This is a genomic window from Vibrio sp. 1249-1 (assembly GCF_033340495.1).
Genome location: NZ_JAWOWJ010000008.1, coordinates 124,011 through 148,354, shown reverse-complemented (window position 1 = coordinate 148,354; position 24,344 = coordinate 124,011). Strand labels below are relative to the sequence as shown.

At 45.7% G+C, this 24,344-nt stretch carries 20 protein-coding genes; 13 read left to right on the top strand and 7 right to left on the bottom strand.

Annotated features, from left to right (window positions below; genetic code table 11):
• Positions 1-36 precede the first annotated feature (36 nt).
• Entirely contained in the window at positions 37-1,080 is a 1,044-nt protein-coding gene (locus tag R7Z50_RS15990) for an ABC transporter permease (protein ID WP_005379369.1), read from the bottom strand.
• 1 nt (position 1,081) lies between these two features.
• Positions 1,082-2,107, bottom strand: coding sequence for an ABC transporter permease subunit (locus tag R7Z50_RS15985; RefSeq protein ID WP_005384771.1), 1,026 nt, complete (start codon positions 2,105-2,107; stop codon positions 1,082-1,084).
• An 820-nt stretch (positions 2,108-2,927) separates the two neighbouring features.
• Here R7Z50_RS15985 and R7Z50_RS15980 point away from each other — a divergent pair.
• The 13 genes from R7Z50_RS15980 to R7Z50_RS15920 all read left to right on the top strand — a co-directional run bounded on the left by R7Z50_RS15980 (position 2,928) and on the right by R7Z50_RS15920 (position 18,942).
• Positions 2,928-5,528, top strand: a complete 2,601-nt coding sequence (locus R7Z50_RS15980) for a TonB-dependent receptor plug domain-containing protein (protein WP_033905922.1) — start codon at positions 2,928-2,930, stop codon at positions 5,526-5,528.
• A 65-nt stretch (positions 5,529-5,593) separates the two neighbouring features.
• Positions 5,594-6,358, top strand: a complete 765-nt coding sequence (locus R7Z50_RS15975; protein ID WP_065275019.1) for a DUF3450 domain-containing protein — start codon at positions 5,594-5,596, stop codon at positions 6,356-6,358.
• A gap of 3 nt (positions 6,359-6,361) precedes the next feature.
• A complete protein-coding gene (locus R7Z50_RS15970) occupies positions 6,362-7,723 on the top strand; it encodes a MotA/TolQ/ExbB proton channel family protein (RefSeq protein WP_065275018.1) in 1,362 nt (453 codons plus the stop codon).
• Positions 7,724-7,732: 9 nt separating this feature from the next.
• Positions 7,733-8,260 carry a MotA/TolQ/ExbB proton channel family protein gene (locus tag R7Z50_RS15965; RefSeq protein ID WP_005379363.1) on the top strand — a complete coding sequence of 176 codons (528 nt, stop codon included), beginning with the start codon at positions 7,733-7,735 and terminating at the stop codon, positions 8,258-8,260.
• A gap of 25 nt (positions 8,261-8,285) precedes the next feature.
• Positions 8,286-8,693: an ExbD/TolR family protein gene (locus R7Z50_RS15960; protein WP_005379359.1), complete on the top strand. Its 408-nt coding sequence runs from the start codon at positions 8,286-8,288 to the stop codon at positions 8,691-8,693.
• A 4-nt stretch (positions 8,694-8,697) separates the two neighbouring features.
• Positions 8,698-9,330, top strand: a complete 633-nt coding sequence (locus tag R7Z50_RS15955) for an energy transducer TonB (RefSeq protein WP_005379353.1) — start codon at positions 8,698-8,700, stop codon at positions 9,328-9,330.
• A 9-nt stretch (positions 9,331-9,339) separates the two neighbouring features.
• Complete coding sequence (locus tag R7Z50_RS15950) at positions 9,340-10,563, top strand: tetratricopeptide repeat protein (protein WP_005379348.1); 1,224 nt, start codon at positions 9,340-9,342, stop codon at positions 10,561-10,563.
• A gap of 448 nt (positions 10,564-11,011) precedes the next feature.
• Positions 11,012-11,635 (top strand): guanylate kinase, encoded by a 624-nt coding sequence (gene gmk, locus R7Z50_RS15945; protein WP_005379347.1) that lies wholly within the window; start codon positions 11,012-11,014, stop codon positions 11,633-11,635.
• A 182-nt stretch (positions 11,636-11,817) separates the two neighbouring features.
• Entirely contained in the window at positions 11,818-12,090 is a 273-nt protein-coding gene (gene rpoZ / locus R7Z50_RS15940) for a DNA-directed RNA polymerase subunit omega (RefSeq protein WP_005379346.1), read from the top strand.
• Positions 12,091-12,129: 39 nt separating this feature from the next.
• A complete protein-coding gene (gene spoT / locus R7Z50_RS15935; protein WP_005379340.1) occupies positions 12,130-14,250 on the top strand; it encodes a bifunctional GTP diphosphokinase/guanosine-3',5'-bis pyrophosphate 3'-pyrophosphohydrolase in 2,121 nt (706 codons plus the stop codon).
• Positions 14,251-14,302: 52 nt separating this feature from the next.
• A complete protein-coding gene (trmH, locus tag R7Z50_RS15930; RefSeq protein WP_017635001.1) occupies positions 14,303-14,986 on the top strand; it encodes a tRNA (guanosine(18)-2'-O)-methyltransferase TrmH in 684 nt (227 codons plus the stop codon).
• Between the two features lie 253 nt (positions 14,987-15,239).
• Positions 15,240-17,321 (top strand): ATP-dependent DNA helicase RecG, encoded by a 2,082-nt coding sequence (gene recG, locus R7Z50_RS15925; RefSeq protein WP_065275016.1) that lies wholly within the window; start codon positions 15,240-15,242, stop codon positions 17,319-17,321.
• A 232-nt stretch (positions 17,322-17,553) separates the two neighbouring features.
• Positions 17,554-18,942 carry a uracil-xanthine permease family protein gene (locus R7Z50_RS15920; RefSeq protein ID WP_047103752.1) on the top strand — a complete coding sequence of 463 codons (1,389 nt, stop codon included), beginning with the start codon at positions 17,554-17,556 and terminating at the stop codon, positions 18,940-18,942.
• A gap of 72 nt (positions 18,943-19,014) precedes the next feature.
• On the opposite strand, the gene envZ is transcribed toward R7Z50_RS15920, so the two are convergent.
• The 5 genes from envZ to R7Z50_RS15895 all read right to left on the bottom strand — a co-directional run bounded on the left by envZ (position 19,015) and on the right by R7Z50_RS15895 (position 24,249).
• Complete coding sequence (envZ, locus tag R7Z50_RS15915; protein WP_017820700.1) at positions 19,015-20,307, bottom strand: two-component system sensor histidine kinase EnvZ; 1,293 nt, start codon at positions 20,305-20,307, stop codon at positions 19,015-19,017.
• A 102-nt stretch (positions 20,308-20,409) separates the two neighbouring features.
• Complete coding sequence (gene ompR, locus R7Z50_RS15910) at positions 20,410-21,129, bottom strand: two-component system response regulator OmpR (protein WP_005379333.1); 720 nt, start codon at positions 21,127-21,129, stop codon at positions 20,410-20,412.
• 129 nt (positions 21,130-21,258) lie between these two features.
• Positions 21,259-21,654 (bottom strand): DUF1090 domain-containing protein, encoded by a 396-nt coding sequence (locus R7Z50_RS15905; protein ID WP_017635004.1) that lies wholly within the window; start codon positions 21,652-21,654, stop codon positions 21,259-21,261.
• Positions 21,655-21,759: 105 nt separating this feature from the next.
• Positions 21,760-22,251, bottom strand: coding sequence for a transcription elongation factor GreB (gene greB, locus R7Z50_RS15900; protein ID WP_005379321.1), 492 nt, complete (start codon positions 22,249-22,251; stop codon positions 21,760-21,762).
• Between the two features lie 117 nt (positions 22,252-22,368).
• On the bottom strand, positions 22,369-24,249 hold the full coding sequence (locus tag R7Z50_RS15895) for an ATP-dependent zinc protease (protein WP_114139494.1): 1,881 nt from the start codon (positions 24,247-24,249) through the stop codon (positions 22,369-22,371).
• Positions 24,250-24,344 lie beyond the last annotated feature (95 nt).

Sequence of the window (24,344 nt, the reverse complement as noted above, 5' to 3'; positions counted from 1 at the left end):
AAACTTCCCTTTTTATGTTTTGCTCACAATGCTCGCTTAAACATAGCGTGTGAATTTTTTCGGGTCGAAAGCCGCTCGAATGGCTTCACCAATAAAGGTCACCATTACCAGAACCAGAACAATAGAAGTCACTACTGACGCAACAATCCATGGCGAATCTAAGTTTGACTTACCTTGTTGCAGTAGTTCACCCCAACTTGGCGTTGGTGGCATCAAGCCTAATCCTAGGTAATCGAGAGCAGTCAGTGCTGTGATGTTAGCTGCAATAGTGAAAGGCGCTAGGGTTACAATCATCACCATCGTATTTGGCAAGATGTGATTAAACAAGATACGTCCGGTCGATGCCCCTAAAGCACGAGCCGCCATTACATATTCTCGTGCCGCTTCTTTATAGGTCATGGTCCGCATGTACCATGTCATCCCCATCCAAGTGAAAAGCACGTTAATAGCGACAAAGAGAGCGAACGTCGGCTGAACGATTGAGACAAGAATCATAATGACGTACAAAAACGGGACCATTGACCAGATTTCGATAAGTCGCTGTACAAACAAGTCAAATTTACCGCCCCAAAAACCCATAGCACAACCGACTGCAGTACCGATCGCGTAGGAAATGGCCATCGTAAGCAACGCAAATCCCATCGCCGTTCTGAATCCGTAGACGAGTCGCGCCAAAATATCGCGACCTATCACATCTGTACCTAAATAATGCTTATTTTCGGCACTAGGCGCTGTTGGCGGGAAATCACCACTAAAATCTTGTTCGTATGGGTTCCACGGCACAAGCGGCAAAATAACAAAGTTGTCGCCCCCTTCAGCCTCAAACGCTTTTTGCAGTACACGATAATCGGCTTCACTGGATGACTCTTGGCCGAATTCGCTACCTAAACGTACGTCACTGACAACAGGAAAATAGTAGCTACCATCGTACTTGACGACTAGCGCTTTACTGTTGATCAAAAGTTCGGCGAATAGAGAAAGGATCAACATGATAGAAAGAGCAACAAACGACCAATAGCCTCGTTTGATCTCTTTAAAGTGACGAATTTTCTTTTGAGTTAATGGACTAACTTTAATCATGTTACGCTCCAAACTTCACACGTGGGTCGACTAAAGCAACACAAATATCTGAAATGATGTTACCAATGAGCAGTAACAACGCATTAATGGCGACAATACCCATAACAACAGGGTAATCACGCTCCATGATTGATTCGTAACCCAATAAGCCAATGCCATCAATATTGAAGATAACTTCAATCAGGAAGGCACCGGTCATGAAGAACAACAAAGAGTTACCAAAGTGACTCGCGATCGGAATTAAGCTGTTACGCAACGCGTGCTTACGAACTGCTTTTTTGAAAGGTAATCCTTTCGCAATTGCGGTGCGGATGTAATCTGAGGAAAGGTTTTCCATCAGGTTATTTTTCATTGTCATCGTCAGCGTGGCAAAATCACCAATGAGGTAACAGATCAAAGGCAACACCGCATGCCACATAATGTCTTTAGCGCGTTCAAAGAAGGTTTCGTAATCGTCGAAGTCATCGCCGACAAAGCCTCCCATCGGAAACCATTCCAAGTGATAACTAAATAACGTGATCAGCAATACACCCACCACATAACCTGGTAGCGCGTAGCCTACGAAAATGAGTACTGAAGAGGCGGAATCAAACACAGAACCGTGCTTGAGCGCCTTATAGTAACCAAGAGGAATCGAGATAAAATAACTAATAAAGAAGGTCATGCCGCCATAAAACAACGACACTGGCAAACGCTCTGCGATCATATCCGAGACAGGCTCGTAGTAACGCGTCGACTCGCCAAGATCTAGCATTACCAAACGACTTAACCACTCGACGTACGCTTCCGTTACAGGTTTATCCAGGCCATAAAACGCATTCAGCTCCGCGATTTGATCGTCAGAAAGGGCCGTATTACCACCCGCAGACGTCATTGATGCGGCGCCATCTCCCTGAGACTGCATTTGTGACAACATGCGTTCAACAGGTCCGCCAGGCACGAAACGAGTGATAGCAAAGATGAGAATAGTTATCCCGAGAAACGTTGGGATAACCAACGCCAAACGGCGTAAAAAGTACGACAGCATATACAACTTGCTCCTTGTCTACTGTCCAGTTCAAACGGAGTGAAAGAGGATATTTTCCGCCCAAAATGGTGCATATTTATCTCGTAGTAACTAAAACTGTTGAAGCACACTCCCTGCGCCTCAAGAGCTAGACTTTTCTACTACTGCAATAATTTCAGCGTCATATTTATCTTGAATCCACATCAGCTTCAAGTGTTTGAAACCAAAACATGACAAACTTCCTTCGATGTCGAAAAACAGAAATGTTTTTGTAAAAAATTATAAAAAACCACAAAAATAATTCATACAGAATATCAATCTAGGCTGTTTAGAGCCAAAACCCTACATAAAAATGCACCCTACACACATAAATAGACACATAATCCAAGGTTATATTTGACCTAAAAATACGAGTGAGCCCTTTAACCGCAATGGGTATCATATTTTGATACCACCTAATAAGTTCGAGCTAACAAAGTATGGATTCGATATAAAACTCATCTCAGAACAATTCACTGGAAAAATATCTTTTTCCAGATTCAATTACCCACTAAAAAACCATAGGCAAGATAAGTCATTAAAGTTTATAAGAAACACAAAATACGGTGTTTTATTGAAATTTAATCTCGATTCATAAACCTTATTCGGTTTTTTATTCCGCCTTTTAAATAAAGCCTGGTTATTTACATCTTTTTTACATTTAAGCATCCCCGTTTACCACTGGTTTGACTTCCTTTTTTCATCTCGGTTATACATTGGCCGAACGTTAACGAAATATTAACGTCACATTTGGCCGCTATGCGGCCAGACATAGGAAATAATAATAATCGGAGCAACAAGGATGTATAAAAACACAACCGCTTTATCTGTTGCGATAAGCCTTGCTTTGGGGACAGCAGCAGTTGCAGCCCCAGCAACAGCACTGGCAGAAGAGCAGCAAGTTGAAAAACTTCAAAAGATGAAAGTTACTGGTTCGCGTATCTCCACGACGGATATGGAAGGTCCTTCACCAGTTACTGTTATTAATAGTAAAGACATTGAGTCTAAAGGCTTTAACAGCGCGCAAGACGTATTGAACAGTTTGACCCAAAACACAGGTGGTGTAATGGCTCAAACAGACTCTTTCTCGTTTACACCAGCAGCGCAGTCAGTCAACTTACGTGGCCTTGGCGCGTCACGCACATTGATTCTTATTGATGGCCGTCGTCTTCCTCAATACCCGCTAGCACAAGATGGTACATCTAACTTTCAAGATATCGGCCAAATCCCTGTCGCCGCTATTGAGCGTGTTGAAGTAATGACCGACTCAGGTTCTGCTATCTACGGCTCCGACGCAATCGGTGGTGTCGTAAACTTCATTTTAAAGAAAGACTTTGATGGCGTTTCTGTAAAAGTACGCGCGGGTGACGCGACGGATGGTGGTTACCAAAATGGTCGTTTAGACGTTGTAGCTGGCAAAAACTTTGACGACAAACGTATTCTCTTCGTTGGCCAATTTGCGGGCAACGAAATGCTAAAGCAATCTGACCGAGATGATTGGGCTGGCGATGACGGTTCTAGCCGTTCTCAGCTAAGTGGCTACTCTAGCTACGGTGCAAACTTTGAAGGCGCAAACGGAACACTTCTAACACCAGCTGATGCTGGTTCTTCATGTAAAGAAGTCGTTGGTGATGCCGCGATTGAACGAGCGGATGGAAAGTGTGGTGTTAACCGCTCTGCATACCGAACATTAAAACCAGAAAACAAACAAGTAGACCTACTTTTACGTGGTGAAATGGACATTAACGACAATGTCACTGCCATGGCAGAAGCCCGTTTTGGCTACAAGTCTACAGAATCTGAATTCGAACCTAACCCTTACAGCGTTGAAGTTGATGCCACTCACTTCCGCGGCGAAGGCGAATACACTCGCCGTATGGTCGAATTTGGACCACGCGAAAGTAACACTGAAGCCGATTCTTTTGGCTTAACCTTAGGCTTGAACGGCCTGCTTGCTGATACGTATGATTGGGACCTATCCGCTGGTTACTCTGAGCAAAGCGTTGAAACAAGCAACCCAGCAATCTTCCTAACTCTCGACCAAGCTGTACAAAATGGTGATGTCGATCTTCTGGGGCCTATCTCTCAAGACGTTGTAGACAAATACAGCGGCACTTCAAGCAAAGAAGCTTACTCAAAGCTTTACTCTGTTAACGGCTCACTGGCTGGTGATTTGGTTGAACTTCCTGCAGGTATGTCTGGCTTTGCTGTTTATGGTGAATGGAACCGTACTGACTACAATGAGACGATTGATGCTACAACAGCAGCTGGTGGTTTCTCTGGCCTAGGTGGAACATCAGGCGGCGGTGACCGTGATCAGATTGGTCTTGGTGTTGAAGCTCTTATTCCTATCATTGAAGATTTAGAAATGACTGTCGCTGGTCGTTACGACCACTACTTCGACGACTCGGCAACTGGTGGCGCATTCACTCCTAAAGTAGCCCTAGCATACCGTCCTACTGACACCCTATTGCTACGTGGTAGCTACGGTCTAGGCTTCCGAGCTCCAGACTTGAAGCGACTATTTGGTGATCAAACTCGAGGCTTTGGTTCTGGCTTTGACCCAGAGCTTTGTGCCAACGCTGGTGGTAGCGGCCCACAAGATAAAGATAAGTACCCAGAGTGTGATACTCAGTACTTCGATACGCTTAATGGCCCTAACTCTGAGCTGAAAGAAGAAACAAGTACAAACATTAACTTGGGCCTAGCGTGGGAGCCTGTGGATGATCTTGGTGTAACTGTTGACTGGTACCACATCAAGATGGAAGACGTCGTAACTGCACCAACTTACCAAGATGTAATTAACGATCCAGGTAAATACCCAGGTACTGAAGTCGTTCGTAACCCAGATGGCACCATCAAGTCGGTATCCTATGGTCCAGTGAACCAGTCGTATGAAGAGCGTTCTGGTATTGACCTAGCGATCAAATACGCATACGACACTAATGAGTTCGGTTCATTTAACACGCGTGTTGCTGTAACGAAGATCTTGATTGCTGAATATCAAGAAAACGACAGCGAGCCTGTAACGGATGAAAGAGATTTCATGCCTGAATACACCGCAACGTTAAATCTTGGCTGGGCATATGAAGATGTCGCTATCAACCTATTTGGTAAATACCGCGACCGTATGTGTTCAAGCTACGCAAACCGTTACTACTTTGATGACTGTGATTCTGCTAAAAAAGCGGGTTACAAAGCAGAAATCGCTAGTATGACAACGTGGAACCTAACGGCTTCTTACCAATTCAACGAGAGTGGTCGTGTAACTCTTGGTGCTATCAACATGTTTGACAAAGTACCGCCTGCAGATCCTCTAAGCGATACCTCTCCATTCTATGCAACTGGGTATGACGATCCAATCGGACGTCAGCTATACGTCGAGGCATCATACGACTTCTAAAAAATATTTGGCGCGGGTTTTCCGCGCCCTTTTCGACTGACTAAAACACTGACAAGGATGCAACCATGAAATTCAAGGAATTTGGTCTCAGTGCCATAGCTGCAGCATTGCTTACTATCAGTAGTAGCTCTATAGCGGCCAACTCTGGTGCTGTCGTTTCCACACAAGCAAAAGCAAATCAATCTTCAGAAGCTTCACAACAAAAAATCGACAATTATGCCGAAAGTACTGAAGGCATGTTGGCAGAATACAAAGGCTTACTACGTCAAATCGACAGCATGAAAGTCTACAACGAGCAAATTAACCGTATGGTTCAATCACAGCAAGGTGAATTGGACTCATTAAATAACCAAATTGCTCAGATCGATCAAACGGCAACAGAAGTAGTGCCACTAACACTTAAAATGATCGATGCACTCGATGAGTTTGTGACTCTCGATCTGCCTTTCCAGAAAAAAGAACGTAATAAACGTGTCCAAGAACTGCGTCGTCTCATGGATCGCGCCGACGTAACGACTTCTGAGAAATTCCGTAAAGTGATGGAAGCCTACCAAATTGAAGAAGGCTTCTCTCGCTCAATTGAATCTTACAAAGCTAGCCTAGATAGAAATGGGGAAATCGTGACTTACGACTTCCTACGTATTGGTCGCACGGCGCTTTTATTCCAATCTCCAGACGGTGGTGAGACAGGTATGTGGAACCAACAAACACGTCAATGGGAAACATTACCGGAAAGCTACCGCATAGCGGTACAGCAAGGCCTTCGTATCGCGAAGAAGCAAGCGCCACCAGCGCTAATCAAATTGCCTGTATATGCTGGGGAGGAATAAGAGATGAAAGGATTCAAAACTCTAGCCGCTGGCCTACTAGCGAGCTTATTTATGGTTTCTGGCGTACAAGCAGAAGCGCCTAAAAACTTATCTGAACTACTTAAAAACGTAAAATCAGAAAGCATCGTTGAGTCGAAAGAGAACAAAGCCCGTGAAGCTGAGTTCAAGAACAATCGCGATAAGCAAGCGGCATTATTGCAACAAGCTCGCGAAGAGTTAGCTGCGCAGCAAGCACTGGGCGATCAACTTAAAGCAACATTTGATGAAAACGATAAGCAGCTAACTGAACTAACAGAAACCCTACGTGTTCGCTCTGGTACTTTGGGCGAAATGTTTGGTGTGGTCCGCCAGTATGCGGGAGAGTTTAAGGGCTTATTTGCAGCCTCTCAAAACGCTGTTCAGTTCCCAGAGCGTGACGCTCTACTAACGAAACTGGCTGAAAGCAAAGAACTGCCATCAACACAAGAGCTAGAAGCATTCTGGCATACCATTCTTCAACAAGTGGTTGCCTCAGGCGAGACAGCAACAACCCAAGCAACGGTTGTTTATGGCGAAGGTAAAGAAGCGGTTCGCGATGTTACTCTTGTCGGTGAATTTAACGCGATTGCCGATGGTAAGTACGTTACTTATGTACCTCAAACAGGTAAGTTCGAAGAACTCTCTCGACAACCTCGCACCAATATTACACGTCATGTTGCAGGCTTTGAGTCAGCGTCAAACAGCTATGAGCCACTGTTTATTGACCCATCCCGTGGTGTAATTCTGTCTCTACTTGTACAAAGCCCTACCGTTCAAGAACGTATTGATCAAGGTGGCATTGTAGGTTACGTCATCCTTGGTATGGGTGCAGTTGGCGCTATCATTGCTCTAGTTTGCTTCCTACGCCTTCAAGTGATTGGCGGTAAAATGCGTAAGCAAGCGAAATCAGAAACCGTGATTCCTGGTAACCCTCTGGGTGAAGTTATCCAAGCTTACCAAGAACACAAAGGTGACAACCTTGAAGATCTTGAAGCGAAACTGGACGAAATCATCCTACGTAACGCACCGAGCATTGAACGCTTTATCAGCTCAATCAAACTGTTCGCTTCTGTAGCACCACTTCTAGGTCTACTGGGTACGGTAATGGGTATGATCGGTACGTTCCAAGCAATCACACTATTTGGTACAGGTGATCCTAAGCTAATGGCTGGCGGTATCTCTGAAGCACTTGTTACTACGATGCTTGGTCTGGTTGTCGCAATTCCTCTACTGTTCCTGTACACCATCGTACACAGTAAAGGTCGTCGTTTGGTTCAAACTCTTGAAGAACAGAGTGCAGGCTTCATCGCTCGCTATCAGGAAAAACTACATAAAGCCGAAAGCTAAGGAGGCGTTATGTGGTGGTTAGTTGGAGAACTTGAATCAATTAGGCGCTTCTTGGGAATGGGTGGCGATGTACTCGTCGCCATCTTCATCCTCAGCTTTATGCTTTGGGCAGTATTGTTAGAACGTTGGTTCTATTTTGCTGCCGTCGCTCCAAAAGCCATGAAAAAAGCCGTTGGCTCATGGCAGGGGCGATCAGAGCACCAGAGCTGGAACGCTAAGATGATCCGACAAGAAATTGTTTCTCGTCAGGACATTGAGAATAAAAAGGGCCTGCCAATCGTGAAAGTGTTGATTGCGCTTTGTCCCTTACTGGGTTTGCTCGGCACCGTTGTTGGCATGATCCAAGTATTCGACATCTTAGCGGTAACAGGAACAGGAAGCCCTCGAGCAATGGCCTCGGGGATCTCAAAGGCAACAATCCCAACTTTAGCCGGGATGGTGGCTTCTCTATCAGGACTGTTCTTTAGTTCACGTCTTGATCATTTAGCCAAAGTCACAACGCAAAAGCTGGAAGATAAGCTAAAGCATATTGCCTGAGTAAATGGAATTAGAGGTATAGGTCATGAAAAGACGCTATAGCAGTGATAGCAGTGATGAAACCGCTATCGATATGACACCGATGCTCGACATCGTATTCATCATGTTGATCTTCTTTATCGTAACAACATCGTTCGTAAAAGAAGCTGGTCTAGAAGTAAACCGCCCGACAGCAAGCTCTGCGCAAACCGTGAAAAAAGGTAACATCATGGTCGCAGTTGGTGCGGCGGGTGATGTTTGGGTTGATAAACGCCGCATCGAAGTGGACGCGGTTCGCGCGAATATTGAACGTCTTCGTGCAGAAAGCCCTGATGGCGCAGTTGTTATCCAAGCCGACACTGAAGCAAATGCTGGCGTAGTCGTGAAGGTTATGGACCAGATCAAAATGGCAGGTGTAGAAAGCATCTCCATTGCCGCAACCAATAAGGATTAAGCTTATGCGGTATCTGGCCTCAATTGCACTGGCGCTCATTGTCTCCCTCGGGTTGTTCTGGGGGATGGACAAGCTAGTAAACAAAGAGCGCCACGAGTTAGTGTCGAATGATGACCTGCGTATGGTCGAGTTTATTCGCATTAAACCAGACGAAAAAATACAGGAGAAAAAACGCGAACTTCCAAAACCACCACCGCCTAAGCGTCCGCCGCCACCGCCAGAAATGAAAGTGACAGCGACAGTAAAACCGGTGATGGAGCAGACCCCAATGGATATGCCAAAGCTTGACCTACCCGTAAATGTTACAGGTGGTTCGGTGCTTGGACATTATAGCCAGGGTGGAGGTGCGCAACTCGCGGGTAGCGGAGGTCCAACACCTCTAGCGACATTCCAACCTCAAATGCCTAGGAAGGCTGCGAAAGCAGGAATAGAAAAAGGGGTCGTCTTATTAGAGTTTACTGTCAACGCACGTGGTGCCGTAGAGGACATCAAAGTTCTTAAAGAGCAACCACGACGCTTAGGCCTCGGTCGAGCGGCAAGAAAAACAGTCTCTAAATGGACATTTAAACCAAAATTGGTTGACGGGAAACCTGTTAGCTCGCGCCTATCGCAAGAAATAGAGTTCTCAACCAATTAAGGAGTCACGATGAAAAGTTTATGGAAAAGCAAAGTGGCTTCTTTAATTCTCTTCGCAGGAGTGGCAATGGCCGCTCCTACGATGGCAAAAGAAGCTCCTCAGTTATCAGATCGGACATTTCGAACCGTTAACAAAGTGCAAGAGTTGATCGCAACTGAAAAATATTCAGCAGCGAAAGAAAAACTAGCAAGCGCTTTAGAAAGCACAAGTTCGAAAAAATACGACCGAGCAGTTTTACTTCAGCAGACTGGCTTTTTGTATTCGCTACAAGACAATTATGTGCAAGCAGCAAAATACTTTGCCGAAGCATTACAGCTCGACGCACTTCCCGTTCCTGTTGCTCAACAAGTTCGCTACAGCTTGGCTCAGCTTTACCTAGCTGAAGAAAAGTATACGTTGTCTGTAAAAACGATGAAGGAATGGTTCAAGGTTGCAGAAACAACCAAAGAGAAGCCTCAAGCTCATGCTTATATCACGTTAGCGAGCGCTTATGTTCAGTTGGAAGATTACAAAAATGCAATCCCGCCAACCAAAAAAGCCATCGCGATGAGCAAGAGCCCAAGTGAGTCTTGGTACTTAATTCTCGTTGCATCTCACTACGAGTTAGGCCAGCTGAAAAGCGTTGCCAGTGTACTCAAAACTCTGACTTCAAAGTACCCTCAGAAAAAGCGTTACTGGATGCAACTTTCTGGTGTCTACATGGAGCTAGGTCAAGAGCGCAACTCTCTAGCCACCCTAGAAATGGTTTACAAAATGGGGAAACTAGAAGGAGAGAAGGAATATTTACGCTTTGTAAACTTCTTGGCTTACCAAGGTATTCCATATAAAGCAGCCAAAACTCTTGAAAAGGAAATGGCAGCTGGAAACATTGAAAAGACGAAGGAAAACTATGACCGCCTAGCCAGTTTCTGGCAGCAAGCTAAAGAGCTAGATAAATCAATTCTCGCTTATAAAAAGTCATATAACCTCGCTCCTTCTGCTAAAACGCAAATTCAGATTGCTCGCTTAATGATACAAGACAAGCAATATTCTGAAGCAACTCGTTTTGTAGAAAGCGCGGCATCCAGTGCCTCTAAAGAGCAAAAGGCAGAACTTGAATACATTCGCGGGATGGCCTATTTCGAGCTTAAGCAGCCACAAAAGGCCTTGCAGGCGATGAAAGGCGCTGCTCAATCGCCAAAATTCAGGTCAACCGTTAGCCCTTGGATAAATTTCCTAGAGTCTCAAGGATAATTCGAAGATTAAGTGTGAGTCAGTCGCACGCCTGGGGAAGTGAAAGCTTCCCCTTTTTTCCGTCTTATCATTATTAACCCCTATTTTTAACCAGAGTCACTCACGCAAGCCAAATCGGGACTCTAAACCTAAAATCAGCACACTAAACGGTTGTAGAAATGGTTTTAATAACAGAGTGCGCGGATGGTAAGTCCTGTATCACGCTCCTTCTTCGCTGTTTAGGAACACTCTGGCGTAAGTAACTATTTCATCAAAGACGATCACAGACAGAAAGATCAACTGGTAACAAAATAGAGATCATGATACTCTTCGCCTCCATTTTTCTGGCGGGATTATCACCAATATCCACCCCTTTGGTGGTTGATTTCTCAATGCCAGTGCTATCGTTATAAGAATGTCGAACTTTCCTTCGGCACTCAATCAATCCAATCAAAAGTGGAACAGTACAATGGGCAAAGGTACTCTCTATATCGTATCTGCACCTAGCGGCGCAGGTAAATCTAGCTTGATCTCAGCGATGTTGGAACGCAACCCAACCTACGCAATGAAAGTGTCTGTGTCTCACACCACGCGCAACATGCGACCTGGTGAAGAAAATGGTGTCCACTACCATTTTGTAGCGAAAGATGAGTTTGAAGCCCTGATCGCTAAAGGTGACTTCCTAGAATACGCAGAAGTGTTTGGTAATTATTACGGCACATCTCGTGTATGGATTGAAGAAACACTAAATAAAGGTATCGACGTTTTTCTAGATATCGACTGGCAAGGCGCACGCCAAATCCGTGAACAAATGCCAGAAGCCAAAAGCATCTTCATCCTGCCACCATCAAACGGTGAGTTAGAGCGCCGCTTGAACACTCGTGGTCAAGATAGCGATGAAGTGATCGCAAAGCGTATGGCTGAAGCCAAGTCGGAAATCTCTCATTACAACGAGTACGACTACGTGATCGTAAACGACGATTTTGATACCGCTTTGATGGATTTTAAAGCTATCTTGCGTGCTGAAAGATTGAAGGAAGAAAAGCAAGCTGCTAAATATAAAGGTATGCTTGACGCGTTGTTAGCAGAGTAACTTCAAAAAAGTCACGCTGTAAAACATAAAAGAATTTCCCGTTTTTTGCCCAGTGCGAAAAACACAATAAACTACCTGAGAAAGTCCACAAACGGTGGCTTGTCTAATTGCTAGTAAATAAAGTAGTTAGGTTGTATACTTTCTCGTCATTCTAAAATTTTAGTTAACTATTTGGAGTCCTCATGGCACGCGTAACTGTTCAAGACGCTGTTGAAAAAGTTGGCAACCGTTTCGACCTAGTACTGATTGCGGCTCGCCGCGCTCGTCAAATGCAAACTGGCGGTAAAGATGCACTAGTGCCAGAAGAGAACGATAAGCCAACGGTTATCGCTCTACGCGAAATCGAAGAAGGTTTAATTACTAAAGAAGTTCTAGACGCTCGTGAACGTCAAGAACAGCAAGAGCAAGAAGCGGCAGAGCTAGCGGCAGTAAGCAGCATCGCTCACAACCGTTAATTCTGACTTTAGAATTCAACAACCTCCCGGGCCTATAATTTGTATCTATTCGATAGCCTCAAAGACGTTGCCCAAGAATACCTAACAGAGCCTCAGATTGAGGCTCTGCGTCAATCTTATGTGGTAGCGAGAGATGCCCATGAAGGGCAAACCCGCTCTAGCGGTGAACCATACATCATCCACCCTGTCGCAGTGGCTCGTATCTTGGCCGAAATGCGCCTTGATATCGAAACCCTCCAAGCTGCTTTGCTGCATGACGTCATTGAAGACTGTGATGTAACTAAAGAAGATCTCGAAGAGAAATTCGGCAACACTGTCGCAGAATTGGTTGATGGTGTATCTAAACTGGACAAACTCAAATTCCGCGATAGGAAAGAGGCTCAGGCTGAGAACTTTCGTAAGATGGTTCTGGCCATGGTGCAAGATATCCGCGTCATTCTGATCAAACTTGCTGACCGCACGCACAACATGCGTACGCTTGGCGCGCTTCGACCAGATAAAAAGCGTCGTATTGCTCGTGAAACATTAGAAATTTACGCGCCCCTCGCTCATCGTCTTGGTATTCACAATATCAAAACCGAACTCGAAGAGTTGGGCTTTGAGGCGCTATATCCCAACCGCTACCGCGTACTGAAAGAAGTGGTTAAAGCCGCACGTGGTAATCGTAAAGAGATGATCCAACGCATTCACAGCGAAATAGAAGGCCGTCTGCAAGATTTCGGCTTGAATGCTCGCGTCGTTGGTCGTGAGAAAAACCTGTTCTCTATCTATAACAAGATGAAAACCAAAGAACAGCGCTTTCACACCATCATGGATATCTATGCGTTCCGAGTCGTTGTTGATACCGCTGATACTTGTTATCGCGTTTTAGGCCAAGTACACAGCTTGTATAAGCCACGTCCTGGTCGCATGAAAGATTACATCGCGGTACCAAAGGCGAACGGCTACCAATCGCTACACACTTCCATGGTTGGTCCACACGGCGTACCTGTTGAAGTTCAGATCCGTACTGAAGATATGGATCAAATGGCGGACAAAGGTGTCGCGGCACACTGGTCTTACAAAGACAAAGGCGACAAGTCTGGCACCACTGCGCAAGTAAAAGCTCAGCGTTGGATGCAAAGCCTGTTAGAGCTACAACAAAGCGCGGGTAACTCATTCGAATTCATTGAAAACGTAAAATCCGATCTTTTCCCAGATGAGATTTACGTCTTCACACCAAAAGGTCGTATCGTTGAATTACCTTTAGGCGCAACGGCTGTCGACTTTGCCTATGCCGTACATACCGATGTAGGCAACTCTTGTGTTGGTGCTCGTGTTGATCGTAACCCTTACCCATTGAGTAAGGCATTGAAAAACGGTCAGACGGTGGAAATTATCAGTGCCCCTGGTGCGCGTCCGAATGCGGCATGGCTAAACTATGTCGTGACTTCTCGTGCCCGCACTAAGATTCGACAAGTACTGAAAACGATGCGTCGTGAAGAGTCGATTACTTTAGGTCGTCGCCTACTTAATCACGCACTTGGCCGTCACTCGATTGATTCAATTTATCCAGAAAATATCCAAGAAGTCTTGAATGATCTTCGCCTAGAAAGCATCGATGATTTATTGGCTGCTATTGGATTGGGTGAGTTGATGAGCATTGTGATCGCACGTCGTCTCCTTGGTGACACCGAAGAGCTCACAACAACAAGTTCAATCCCAACGGACTCGAAGAAGAAGCTTCCGATTCGTGGCGCAGAAGGCTTATTGCTGACGTTTGCAAATTGTTGTCATCCTATCCCAGATGATCACATCATTGCTCACGTATCGCCTGGTCGTGGTTTGGTTGTTCACCGAGAAACATGTCCGAACGTTCGTGGTTATCAGAAAGAGCCAGACCGTTATATGGCTGTCGCTTGGTCTGAAGACTACGATAAAGAGTTCATTGCTGAACTTAAAGTCGACATGCTTAACAACCAAGGTGCTCTTGCAGAACTGACCAACGTGATCTCGAAAACAGGGTCAAACATTCATGGTCTTTCAACGGAAGAACGTGATGGTCGTTTATACACTGTGACAGTGCTGTTGACGACGAAAGATCGTGTCCACCTTGCTGGTATCATGCGTAAGATTAAGGCAATGCCTCAAGCAACCCGAGTCAGACGCAGAAAGAACTAACCTCTATCGCCACCTACTCTGTTAGGTGGCGATTTTTTATACCTCAATAAATATGAACCTAGAACGTTACAACCGTATTCACCAAGTCCTAAAAACTCGCCAAACTGATCTGACACTTTGTCTCGAAGAAGTACATAAGCCAAACAACGTCTCTGCTGTGATCCGCACCGCTGACGCGACAGGCTTACACAAAGTTCACGCAATTTGGCCAGACAAAATGCGTACGCTGAGCCATACCTCAGCTGGCGCGCGTAACTGGGTTGAAGTGGATACTCACGATTCGATTGAAACTGCGATTACCGAACTCAAAGCGCAAGGTATGCAGGTTTTGGTGACCAATCTTTCGGACACCGCCGTCGATTTTCGCGAGATCGACTACACCAGACCAACGGCAATCATTTTAGGCAGTGAAAAAGTTGGCGCTTCGGAGCAAGCCAAACAGCTTGCCGATCAAGACATTATTATCCCGATGGTGGGCATGGTGCAGTCACTAAACGTATCGGTTGCCAGTGCCGTAATTTTGTATGAAGCGCAACGTCAACGTGAAGCCGCAGGTATGTACGACCGAGAAGAAAGCGCTCTGCCTAAAGAGACAATCAACCGTATTCTCTTTGAACGTGGTCACCCTGTTCTGGCAAAAGTCGCGAAACGAAAAGGGCTCGTTTACCCACCACTCGATGAAGAAGGTCAAATCATCGCCGATGACGCGTGGTGGCAAGAGATGCAAAGCAAGTAACAGACTTTCGTCATCCTGAACGGTGGCGAAGGAGCGTGGTTCAGGATCTAATTCTCAAATATACAGATGCTGATAGTGTTAACTTCAGCGACATACTTGTTGGAAATAGGCTCCTGATGTCGCTAAAGTTCCTCGGAACTATAGTTTATCAGTCAAATCATGACACTAACTAAAGCATGACTATTTTTTCCTGTACAAAAACACAGCTCCATGGTTAACATACTGCAATGTTAACCATTTTCTTGAGCCCTCTATGTCCGCCCAAATGTTATCTGCCGTCCCATTAACCTCCCTTTCTGGAGTTGGCGCGAAAGTCGCAGAAAAACTCGCCAAAGTTGGCTTACATAGCGTTCAAGATTTGCTGTTTCACCTTCCGTTACGCTACGAAGATCGTACTCGTATTTACCCTATTGCCAAACTGCATGCTGGCCTTTGGGCGGCCGTGCAAGGTAAGGTCATGACAGTCGACACTATCTTCGGTAAGCGCAAAATGCTAACGGTAAAAATCAGCGACGGTAATGGCACTATCACGCTGCGCTTTTTCAACTTTACCGCAGCCATGAAGAACAATTTCACGCAAGGTAAGTTAGTGCATGCTTACGGTGAAATTAAGCGCGGTGGCATGGGTTTGGAAATTGTTCATCCTGACTACAAGTTTTACGTCAGCGAGCAAAAGCCCGATGTAGAACAGAGCTTAACCCCTGTTTATCCCACCACCGATGGATTGCGTCAAATCACATTACGCAACCTTACCGAACAAGCTTTAGCCCTGCTTGATAAAACCGCAGTGCAGGAATTACTTCCAGCGGGGTTGTATGACCATCAAATCACGATGTCGCAAGCGCTGCACACCATTCATCGCCCACCACCAACCATTAATTTAGATGAGTTTGACGAAGGCAAACATCCTGCCCAAATCCGCTTGATCATGGAAGAATTGCTCGCACAAAACTTATCGATGCTGGCGGTGCGTAGCAAAGGTCAGAAGGATTCAGCGCTACCTCTCGGTCCTTGTAATAAACTAAAAACGCAGCTTTTAGCCCAACTGCCTTTCTCTCCTACAAACGCTCAAACCCGAGTCGCACAAGAGATTGAAGCCGATCTAGAAAAACCGCACCCAATGATGCGATTAGTGCAAGGCGATGTTGGTTCAGGGAAAACGTTGGTTGCCGCTTTGGCCGCAGTTAGAGCCATTGAGCATGGCCATCAGGTGGCACTCATGGCGCCAACCGAACTATTGGCCGAGCAACACGCTATCAACTTCGCAAACTGGTTTGAGAGAATGGGCATTCAAGTCGGTTGGTTAGCGGGCAAACTCAAAGGTAAGGCAAAGGAAGCCGAGCTGGCTCGTATTGCCAGTGGTGAAGCGCAAATGGTAGTGGGTACTCACGCGCTATTCCAAGAGCACGTTGAATTTCATCACCTTGCTTTGGTCATCATTGATGAACAACACCGCTTCGGTGTCCATCAGCGATTAGAATTGCGTGAAAAAGGCGCAAAACAAGGCGCTTATCCTCATCAGTTGATCATGACGGCGACGCCTATTCCTCGAACCTTAGCGATGACCGCTTACGCCGATCTGGAAACTTCCGTGATTGACGAGCTACCACCGGGTCGAACGCCGATTCAAACCGTTGCCATTCCTGATACAAAACGTGACGACATCGTCGAGCGTGTCCGAAATGCCTGCTTAAACGAAGGCAAGCAGGCATATTGGGTGTGTACCCTGATTGATGAATCGGAAGTACTAGAAGCGCAAGCCGCGGCAGATACCGCAGAAGAGCTTCAACGTAAACTGCCGGACGTAAAAATTGGTCTAGTACACGGACGAATGAAGCCGGCAGAGAAACAAGCGGTGATGCAAGATTTCAAAGACAATAAACTGCATTTGCTGGTCGCAACGACAGTAATTGAAGTTGGTGTGGATGTGCCAAACTCTAGCTTGATGATCATAGAAAACCCTGAACGTCTTGGTTTGGCACAATTACACCAGTTAAGAGGTCGCGTGGGCCGAGGTTCCGTTGCTAGCCATTGTGTGCTGCTGTACCACTCTCCGCTGTCAAAAACCGCGCAAAAACGCCTCGGAGTACTACGTGAAAGTAACGATGGCTTCGTCATTGCGCAGAAAGACCTAGAAATTCGTGGCCCTGGAGAACTATTGGGTACAAAGCAGACAGGTCTTGCTGATTTCAAAATCGCAGACCTAGTTCGAGATCAACGTCTGATTCCCGAAGTTCAGCGCATTGCGCGTCATATTCATGACAATTACCCGTCTAACGCAACAGCGATTATCGATCGCTGGTTGGGTGAGCGGGATATTTACTCCAAAGCGTAATGATTGAAAGCGAGCCAAATGGCTCGTTTTTTAATGCGTCAAAAACAAAGCAAACGTTTGCTTTTTGAGTAAATCTCTCTATAATCGCGCACAAATTTTTAAGTGTGTTAGATCACACTCCACCAACCTGAGTTGACTCTGATTAACAGCAATCACAGGTAACGACGTCAACTCCACCCTGCTCTCCCATTCAGCGAGAACTAGGGACATATTGCGACTAGCGAGACAAACAATGACAACTTCAAACCGATCTTCGGAACTGGTCTATCAACTCAACGATCGACCACCTTTGCCTCAAACCATTTTTGCCGCACTTCAGCACTTATTGGCGATGTTCGTCGCGGTTATCACTCCTTCACTGATCATCTGTCAGTCTTTGGGTGTACCAGCAGACCAAACGAACACCATCATCAGCATGTCTTTGTTTGCGTCAGGCGTGTCTTCGTTTATTCAAATTCGCACCATTGGCCCAATTGGCTCTGGTTTACTCTCTGTTCAAGGTACCAGCTTTAACTTTTTAGGTCCTATTATTGGTGCAGGCCTATCGCTGAAAGCCGGTGGAGCAGACATCAGCACCATGATGGCTGCCATTTTTGGTACGATTTTAGTCGCATCATTTGCAGAAATTTTCCTATCTCGCGTATTGGAGCATGCCCGCCGAATCATCACTCCGCTCGTTTCAGGCATCGTCGTCACTCTTATCGGTCTCACACTGATTCAAGTCGGCTTAGTATCAATGGGCGGTGGCTACGCAGCATTAAATGAAGGAACCTTCGGCAGCTTAGACAAACTTGCTCTGGCTGGGACGGTACTTGGATTAATTGTGATTTTAAACCGCTCGAAAAATCCATACATCCGTGTGGCTTCAATCGTGATTGCGATGCTAGTGGGTTACATCATGGCGTATTTTATGGGGATGGTAGATACTTCTCAGCTAGGCGCAACCGAGATCGTAGCACTGCCCGTACCAATGCAATATGGCTTATCGTTTGACTGGTCTCTGTTCATTCCGCTGGTACTGATTTTCTTTATTACCGCACTAGAAGCCATCGGTGATATTACCGCAACATCTGAAGTGTCTGGTGAGCCAGTAAAAGGCCCAGTGTACATGAAACGCATTAAGGGCGGTGTGTTAGCAGACGGCTTAAACTCTGCAATCGCAGCCGTTTTCAACAGCTTCCCGAACTCAACGTTTAGCCAGAATAACGGCATCATCATGCTAACAGGAGTCGCGAGCCGCTACGTGGGTTACTTTATTTCTGGCATGTTAGTGATTCTTGGCTTGTTTCCTGGCGTCGCTAGCTTTGTTCAGCTGATTCCTGAGCCAGTACTTGGCGGCGCAACGATTGTCATGTTTGGTACGATTGCTGCCGCTGGTGTGCGTATTATCTCTCGTGTTGAGCTCGATCGCCGCGCAATTCTGATCATGGCCTTATCCTTCTCAATGGGACTTGGTATCGCACAAAAACCAGAGATCCTGCAATTTATGCCAGAATTTATTAAGAGTATTTTCTCAACTGGTGTTGCAGCAGGTGGCATCACAGCGATCATTTTAAATCTACTTCTGCCAGAGAAACTGGAAGACGAAGATGAACTTCCTCAGGAAGTGAAAGAGTCTTAAGATTATTGAGAATAAGAAAAGCCCAACCTATTTAGGTTGGGCTTTTTGTTTTAAAGGGTGCGGGCCATCGACTTACTTGGTAGGAAAGCTGATTTGAGCGATTAAACCGCCTTCACTGCGATTACGCATCACCACAGAACCTGAATGCTGGCTGATTATACGCTTCACAATCGCCAACCCGAGCCCAGTGCCTTCACTACCGCGAGCGGTGTCACCACGCGTAAAGGGTTCAAATAACCTCGCGATTTGGGAATGCTCGATACCCGGTCCGTTGTCCTCTACTGAAATCCACACTAGCTGCTTATCTGCTGTCACACCAGTGCTGATTTTGACCCAGCCATTGCCATAGCGTAGCGCATTCACAACTAAGTTACTGATCGCCCGCTTAATCGCAATCGCGCTTCCTTTGGCTGGCGGCAAGTTAAGATTAAGATCTGTTTCAATTTCAACCTCATAACCACCTTCAGAACTGGCGACGTCACTGGCAATCGTACTGATATCAACCGCTTCAAACGATTCTTGGTTCACCGGTTTGAGGTAATCCATAAACTGACTGATGATCTCATTACATTCTTCCGTATCGCTAATGATCCCCTCCGCAAGATAGCTGTCCTCAGGAGACATCATTTCTGTCGCTAGGCGAATACGCGTCAGAGGTGTTCGTAAGTCATGGCTAATCCCTGCCATTAATAAGGCTCGGTCTTCTTCTAGCTCTTGAATACCTTTCGACATTTGATTAAAGGCTCGAGTTACAGAGCGAATCTCCGATGCGCCTTTCTCTGCTAAGGGGGGCGGGATCTCACCTCGACCGACGTCTTTCGCGGCTCTCTCTAAAGCCAAAAGTGGACGGTTTTGCAAACGAATAAACAACCAACCACCTGCAATGATCAGCAGCGCCATAATCAAGCTGTTACGAAACAGCGGGGCAAAATCTTCTTCTTGCAGCTCAGATAACGGAATACGAATGATGGAGTTCGGCAACTTTTCGATGTGCATCCACAAAATGTAACTTTCATCGCCAAGCAATAAGCGCACTTCTGTGGGCGAACCCAGCTCTTGGCTCATTTCTTCAGACATCAAATCAATCGACATTGCGTGATGAAATTCAATCGCCTTATCGCTATCGAGACTATGAACCGTCACCCCTAATCTTTCTAACAATTGACGCCTTAACGGTGCATCAGACTTTAAAGGTCCTTCATCATCAAGCACCAAATTGAGCTCATGGGCGAGAATTTTATTGAACTGCTGCAAACTCGGCATCAACGCGTAGTTAAAAACGGCGTAGTAAGAGAAAACTTGGCTCGCGAGAAGCAAAGAGATGAACAGCAGAATAGATTGTGTCAGTGAACTTCGGATGCGCATGGAACGTTCCTAGTGGTCCTAATCGCGAAATTTCAGCCTTCAAAGGGAAGGTAATGAAGGCTGAAGTTGCTATAGCCAAGTGCTGGCTATGGAGTGAAGAGGTTACACCTCTTTGCCGTCTGGGACGAAAACATAACCTAGGCCCCATACGGTTTGAATGTAGCGCGGCTTGCTCGGATCGTCTTCTAACATGCGACGTAAACGTGAGATTTGTACGTCAATAGAACGTTCCATTGCAGAATATTCACGGCCACGCGCCATGTTCATCAATTTGTCTCGTGACATTGGCTCACGTGCATTCATCACGAGCGCCTTTAGAACAGCAAACTCTCCAGAGGTGAGTGGCATTGCCTCATCACCGCGGAACATCTCGCGAGTGCCTAGATTGAGTCGGAATTCCCCGAACTCCACCACTTTTTCTTCCGTGCTTGGTGCACCCGGCAACTCTACGGTTTGGCGTCGTAATACGGCCTTGATGCGAGCCAATAATTCGCGTGGGTTAAACGGTTTTGGCAAATAATCATCCGCCCCTACCTCAAGACCTACGATGCGGTCCACTTCATCACCTTTCGCGGTGAGCATTAAGATTGGCAACATATTGTTCGCGTGGCGTAGACGACGACAAATTGACAAACCGTCTTCACCTGGCAACATTAGGTCCAGCACCATTAAGTGAAAGTTTTCGCGCGTTAGTAGGCGATCCATCTGTTCGCCATTGGCGACACTTCGTACCTGAAAACCTTGCTCAGAAAGGTAACGCTCCAATAGAGCACGTAAACGAGCATCGTCATCAACCACTAAAATTTTATGATTTTCTTGCATTGAAACATCCTTTCAGAAGCGTCTATTGTCGAAAATGTATCACTGTTTTTCCTAACGTGCTCAAGCAAATTGTTACTCTTTTTATCTTAAGCGCTTTATTCTCTCTCTAGCAGGTATTTTCAGCACCTACTATTGACCATAATTCCATTCCAGTTCACGTTTGGCCTCAAGCAGCTCTTGCTGTGCCTCAGCCAGCTTGTGACGTTTTTTCTCAATTTTGTCTGCTTTCCCTGAATGCTGAGCTTCGACTAATTCTTCCTCTCGCTCCTCAACTTCTTTAGTCTTTTCTTCCACTTCTGCTTGCAGCTCTTGGCGCAGCTCACCTTCCGAGCATTCATTCTGGATAGCGGAAAGTGCTTGCTCCAAGCCTTTAATGCGATGCTCATTACCTTGCGCTTTTGCATACTCAAGCTGCTGCTCTACCGCTAACTCTTTAGCGTCACAGCCTTTCACTTCATCTTGAGCAAAAACTGAAAGTGAGAAACCTATTGTTAGTGCAGCACTACACATGACTGCTTTGTTCATTTTACTTCTCCGAGAAAGGCACCATGCCTTTATACCAAATATTCTGACGTTGAGACCCAAGTCACTTCTAGTGAACTTCATGAGACTTGAATCGGTGATAAAGCCTCAGTCTTCTGAGGCCGGTTGAGTGTATTCAATTGAGTTGATGAACCACTCTTTTTCACCTTCTGGGGTGCGTACCGTGAACTCTTCATCCACTTGTTTTTTCAACATCGCTCGCGCCATAGGTGAATCGATAGAGATGTAGTCTTTCGCATCGCCATAAATCTCTTCAGGCCCGACAATACGAAACTTTTTCACTTCTCCTGCCTCATTTTCTATTTCCACCCATGCACCAAAAAAGACTTTGCCTTCTTGTTGCGGAGAATAGTCAACGATCGTGACTTCTGGCAGGAATTTACGAAGGAAGCGGACACGACGGTCGATCTGACGGAGTAAACGTTTATTGAAGGTGTAATCCGCATTTTCTGAGCGATCGCCCAGGCTCGCAGCCCAAGTGACGATCTTGGTGATTTCCGGGCGCTTTTCATTCCAAAGGTAATCATGCTCTTGTTTGAGTTTGTTGTAACCTTCTCGTGTAATCAGCTTAGTTTTCAAATTAACTCCTATCTCAACTAAAAAATGCTGCTCTTTGGCAGCATTAAGGAGATGATATACCCAAAGATCCAATGTTGTTCAGGCTTTGGGTATCAAGGTGATAAGGCGGCCAGAGTGTTACTTTTCGTAATCCGGTTTTTGCGTCACGATGTAATTCGTATCACTCGAAACAACCGCGCCATGTTTTAGGAAGTTTTTACCTAAAATCATGCTGTAATGGAAGCGACCTCGGTCCTGTAAGTTGACTCGGATCTTCTTCTCTAATTCGCCAAGCTTAACATGCATTTCAACCACAGGGCGTACGTTCGCTTTCTCGCCTTTCTTAGCTTTAATACGCATGACATCAACAACAGGCTTGGTAAACGCCTGTTTCATGCCAAGATCGTTCTCATAGGTAAAGCTCACCATGTCTTTGCCGTCTTTCTTAAACTGCTTGATGTTCTTAGCATTGATTGAGCTTACATCTGCACCCGTGTCTAACTTCACAGGGAAAGACATCCCCTCAACTTCAGCTACTTCGATATGGCCAGCTTTGAAAAGTGGCCTTGCATCTAGTAGATGGTCTACGCGAGTGTTCAGCAACACACCACCCTTGGCTATGTCATGACCAAAGACGAAAAAGGGTTGAGTGTCACCCTCATCAAGCACATCGAGCGCAAACTTCATTGATGTGTCTTTTCTACCGAGAAGAAAGTCTCCTTCGACAACAGGGCGAACCGCGCTGCCAACCTTGAGCTTTTTCAACACTGGTTTGGTGATTTTTTCTTCTTTCCCCTCATCGTTCATTAAATAAAACGTGACGGATTCATCCTTACCTTTTTCTGTTACTTCAAACCCATTTACACGCAGTAATGGCGTTTTCACAGTAAAAGTGGGGTAAGCAGGGACGGTATAACCATCAATGGTGACCTGTTCTTCTGGTGAAACGACAAGAGGTTTTGATTTGAGTGCGCTTTTGAACGTTTTTTCTACGCCACCCAGTAGATTTTCTCTGTCCGTATCAATAACAAAGTGCTGACTCGCGACGTCCCGACCTAAGCGAATTTGCGAACTGAACTTACTGCGATCACGCAGATACACCAACCAACGTTGAGTTTCATTTTCGCCGACTTTGACGGGTAAATAGACTAAAGGGCGATCGCTTTTGGTCGTTTTCAGCATTCGTACCAAGGGTAATGTCATTGGATGACGCTTGCCATTCTCGCCCTCTAACATAAAAGAGACTTCGTTATGCTTTTTGTCTACCTTGATGTCCAGTGCATGGACGTTGGTATAACGGCTAGAAGTTGAGATGCTGATCTTATATGGCACACCTTCGACTTCAACCGTCTCTTTTTTGCCAATCATTTTTGCGCTTGGCTGTTCTTGAAGATAATCGTAACCAGCGAAGACCCATGCGTTATCATCGAGATAAGTTTTACCAATCAAGATAGGAGAAGAGAATTGCGTACGCTTGGTCAGGTTCACTTCCGTATCAACGGTGTGACCAGCGATTGTCATCGGCATTTTTATTGTCGGGCGTAGGATGGGCTTTTTGCTTGTTCGACTGCGAATCGCGCTCACTCTTTCCAGATCATCGGTAATCTGTATTTCCTTCCCTGTATAAGGGTGAGGAACCGTAAAGCTAACCTTTACTTGATATGGCTTAAAGCTGTCGGCGTCCCACTTTGCCTTCGTACCACCTAAGTCATCGACAATCGCCCAAAGTAACTCGTTATCTTTCAAATCTTGGTAATCTGGGTGTGAGCTACTGACATGGATATTCTCCGCATGCATCGATGTCGTATCTGCACCAGTATCAATCTTGCCAATAAATGGCACTGCTTTTAGTTCCGGAATGTCACTGTAGTAGACGCTCTCCACACGCCCTAGTACCAATTTGTTATCGAGCTGATAAACGGGAGCTTGTGTGGTTCCTGAGATAGACTGCGCCCAACTAAGCGGGGCGGCAAGTAAGGCACTCGTAAGCGCTAACGCCAAAGACATTTTTTTCATCATGATTATCCGTATAAGCCGAGGTACATTTAGTGATATCAACAACCGTGGAATTAGGTTAGTCGATAACTGCGGATATAAGTTCTCAATTTAATTAC

Bases quoted from the DNA above. Each gene is read 5' to 3' on its own strand.
- R7Z50_RS15985 (WP_005384771.1), bottom strand. From the start codon at position 2,107: ATGCTGTCGTACTTTTTACGCCGTTTGGCGTTGGTTATCCCAACGTTT.
- R7Z50_RS15955 (WP_005379353.1), top strand. From the start codon at position 8,698: ATGCGGTATCTGGCCTCAATTGCACTGGCGCTCATTGTCTCCCTCGGG.
- trmH (WP_017635001.1), top strand. From the start codon at position 14,303: ATGAACCTAGAACGTTACAACCGTATTCACCAAGTCCTAAAAACTCGC.
- R7Z50_RS15905 (WP_017635004.1), bottom strand. From the start codon at position 21,654: ATGAACAAAGCAGTCATGTGTAGTGCTGCACTAACAATAGGTTTCTCA.
- rpoZ (WP_005379346.1), top strand. From the start codon at position 11,818: ATGGCACGCGTAACTGTTCAAGACGCTGTTGAAAAAGTTGGCAACCGT.
- recG (WP_065275016.1), top strand. From the start codon at position 15,240: ATGTCCGCCCAAATGTTATCTGCCGTCCCATTAACCTCCCTTTCTGGA.
- R7Z50_RS15990 (WP_005379369.1), bottom strand. From the start codon at position 1,080: ATGATTAAAGTTAGTCCATTAACTCAAAAGAAAATTCGTCACTTTAAA.
- gmk (WP_005379347.1), top strand. From the start codon at position 11,012: ATGGGCAAAGGTACTCTCTATATCGTATCTGCACCTAGCGGCGCAGGT.
- R7Z50_RS15980 (WP_033905922.1), top strand. From the start codon at position 2,928: ATGTATAAAAACACAACCGCTTTATCTGTTGCGATAAGCCTTGCTTTG.
- R7Z50_RS15975 (WP_065275019.1), top strand. From the start codon at position 5,594: ATGAAATTCAAGGAATTTGGTCTCAGTGCCATAGCTGCAGCATTGCTT.
- R7Z50_RS15965 (WP_005379363.1), top strand. From the start codon at position 7,733: ATGTGGTGGTTAGTTGGAGAACTTGAATCAATTAGGCGCTTCTTGGGA.
- envZ (WP_017820700.1), bottom strand. From the start codon at position 20,307: ATGCGCATCCGAAGTTCACTGACACAATCTATTCTGCTGTTCATCTCT.
- R7Z50_RS15950 (WP_005379348.1), top strand. From the start codon at position 9,340: ATGAAAAGTTTATGGAAAAGCAAAGTGGCTTCTTTAATTCTCTTCGCA.
- R7Z50_RS15895 (WP_114139494.1), bottom strand. From the start codon at position 24,249: ATGATGAAAAAAATGTCTTTGGCGTTAGCGCTTACGAGTGCCTTACTT.
- R7Z50_RS15960 (WP_005379359.1), top strand. From the start codon at position 8,286: ATGAAAAGACGCTATAGCAGTGATAGCAGTGATGAAACCGCTATCGAT.
- R7Z50_RS15920 (WP_047103752.1), top strand. From the start codon at position 17,554: ATGACAACTTCAAACCGATCTTCGGAACTGGTCTATCAACTCAACGAT.
- ompR (WP_005379333.1), bottom strand. From the start codon at position 21,129: ATGCAAGAAAATCATAAAATTTTAGTGGTTGATGACGATGCTCGTTTA.
- R7Z50_RS15970 (WP_065275018.1), top strand. From the start codon at position 6,362: ATGAAAGGATTCAAAACTCTAGCCGCTGGCCTACTAGCGAGCTTATTT.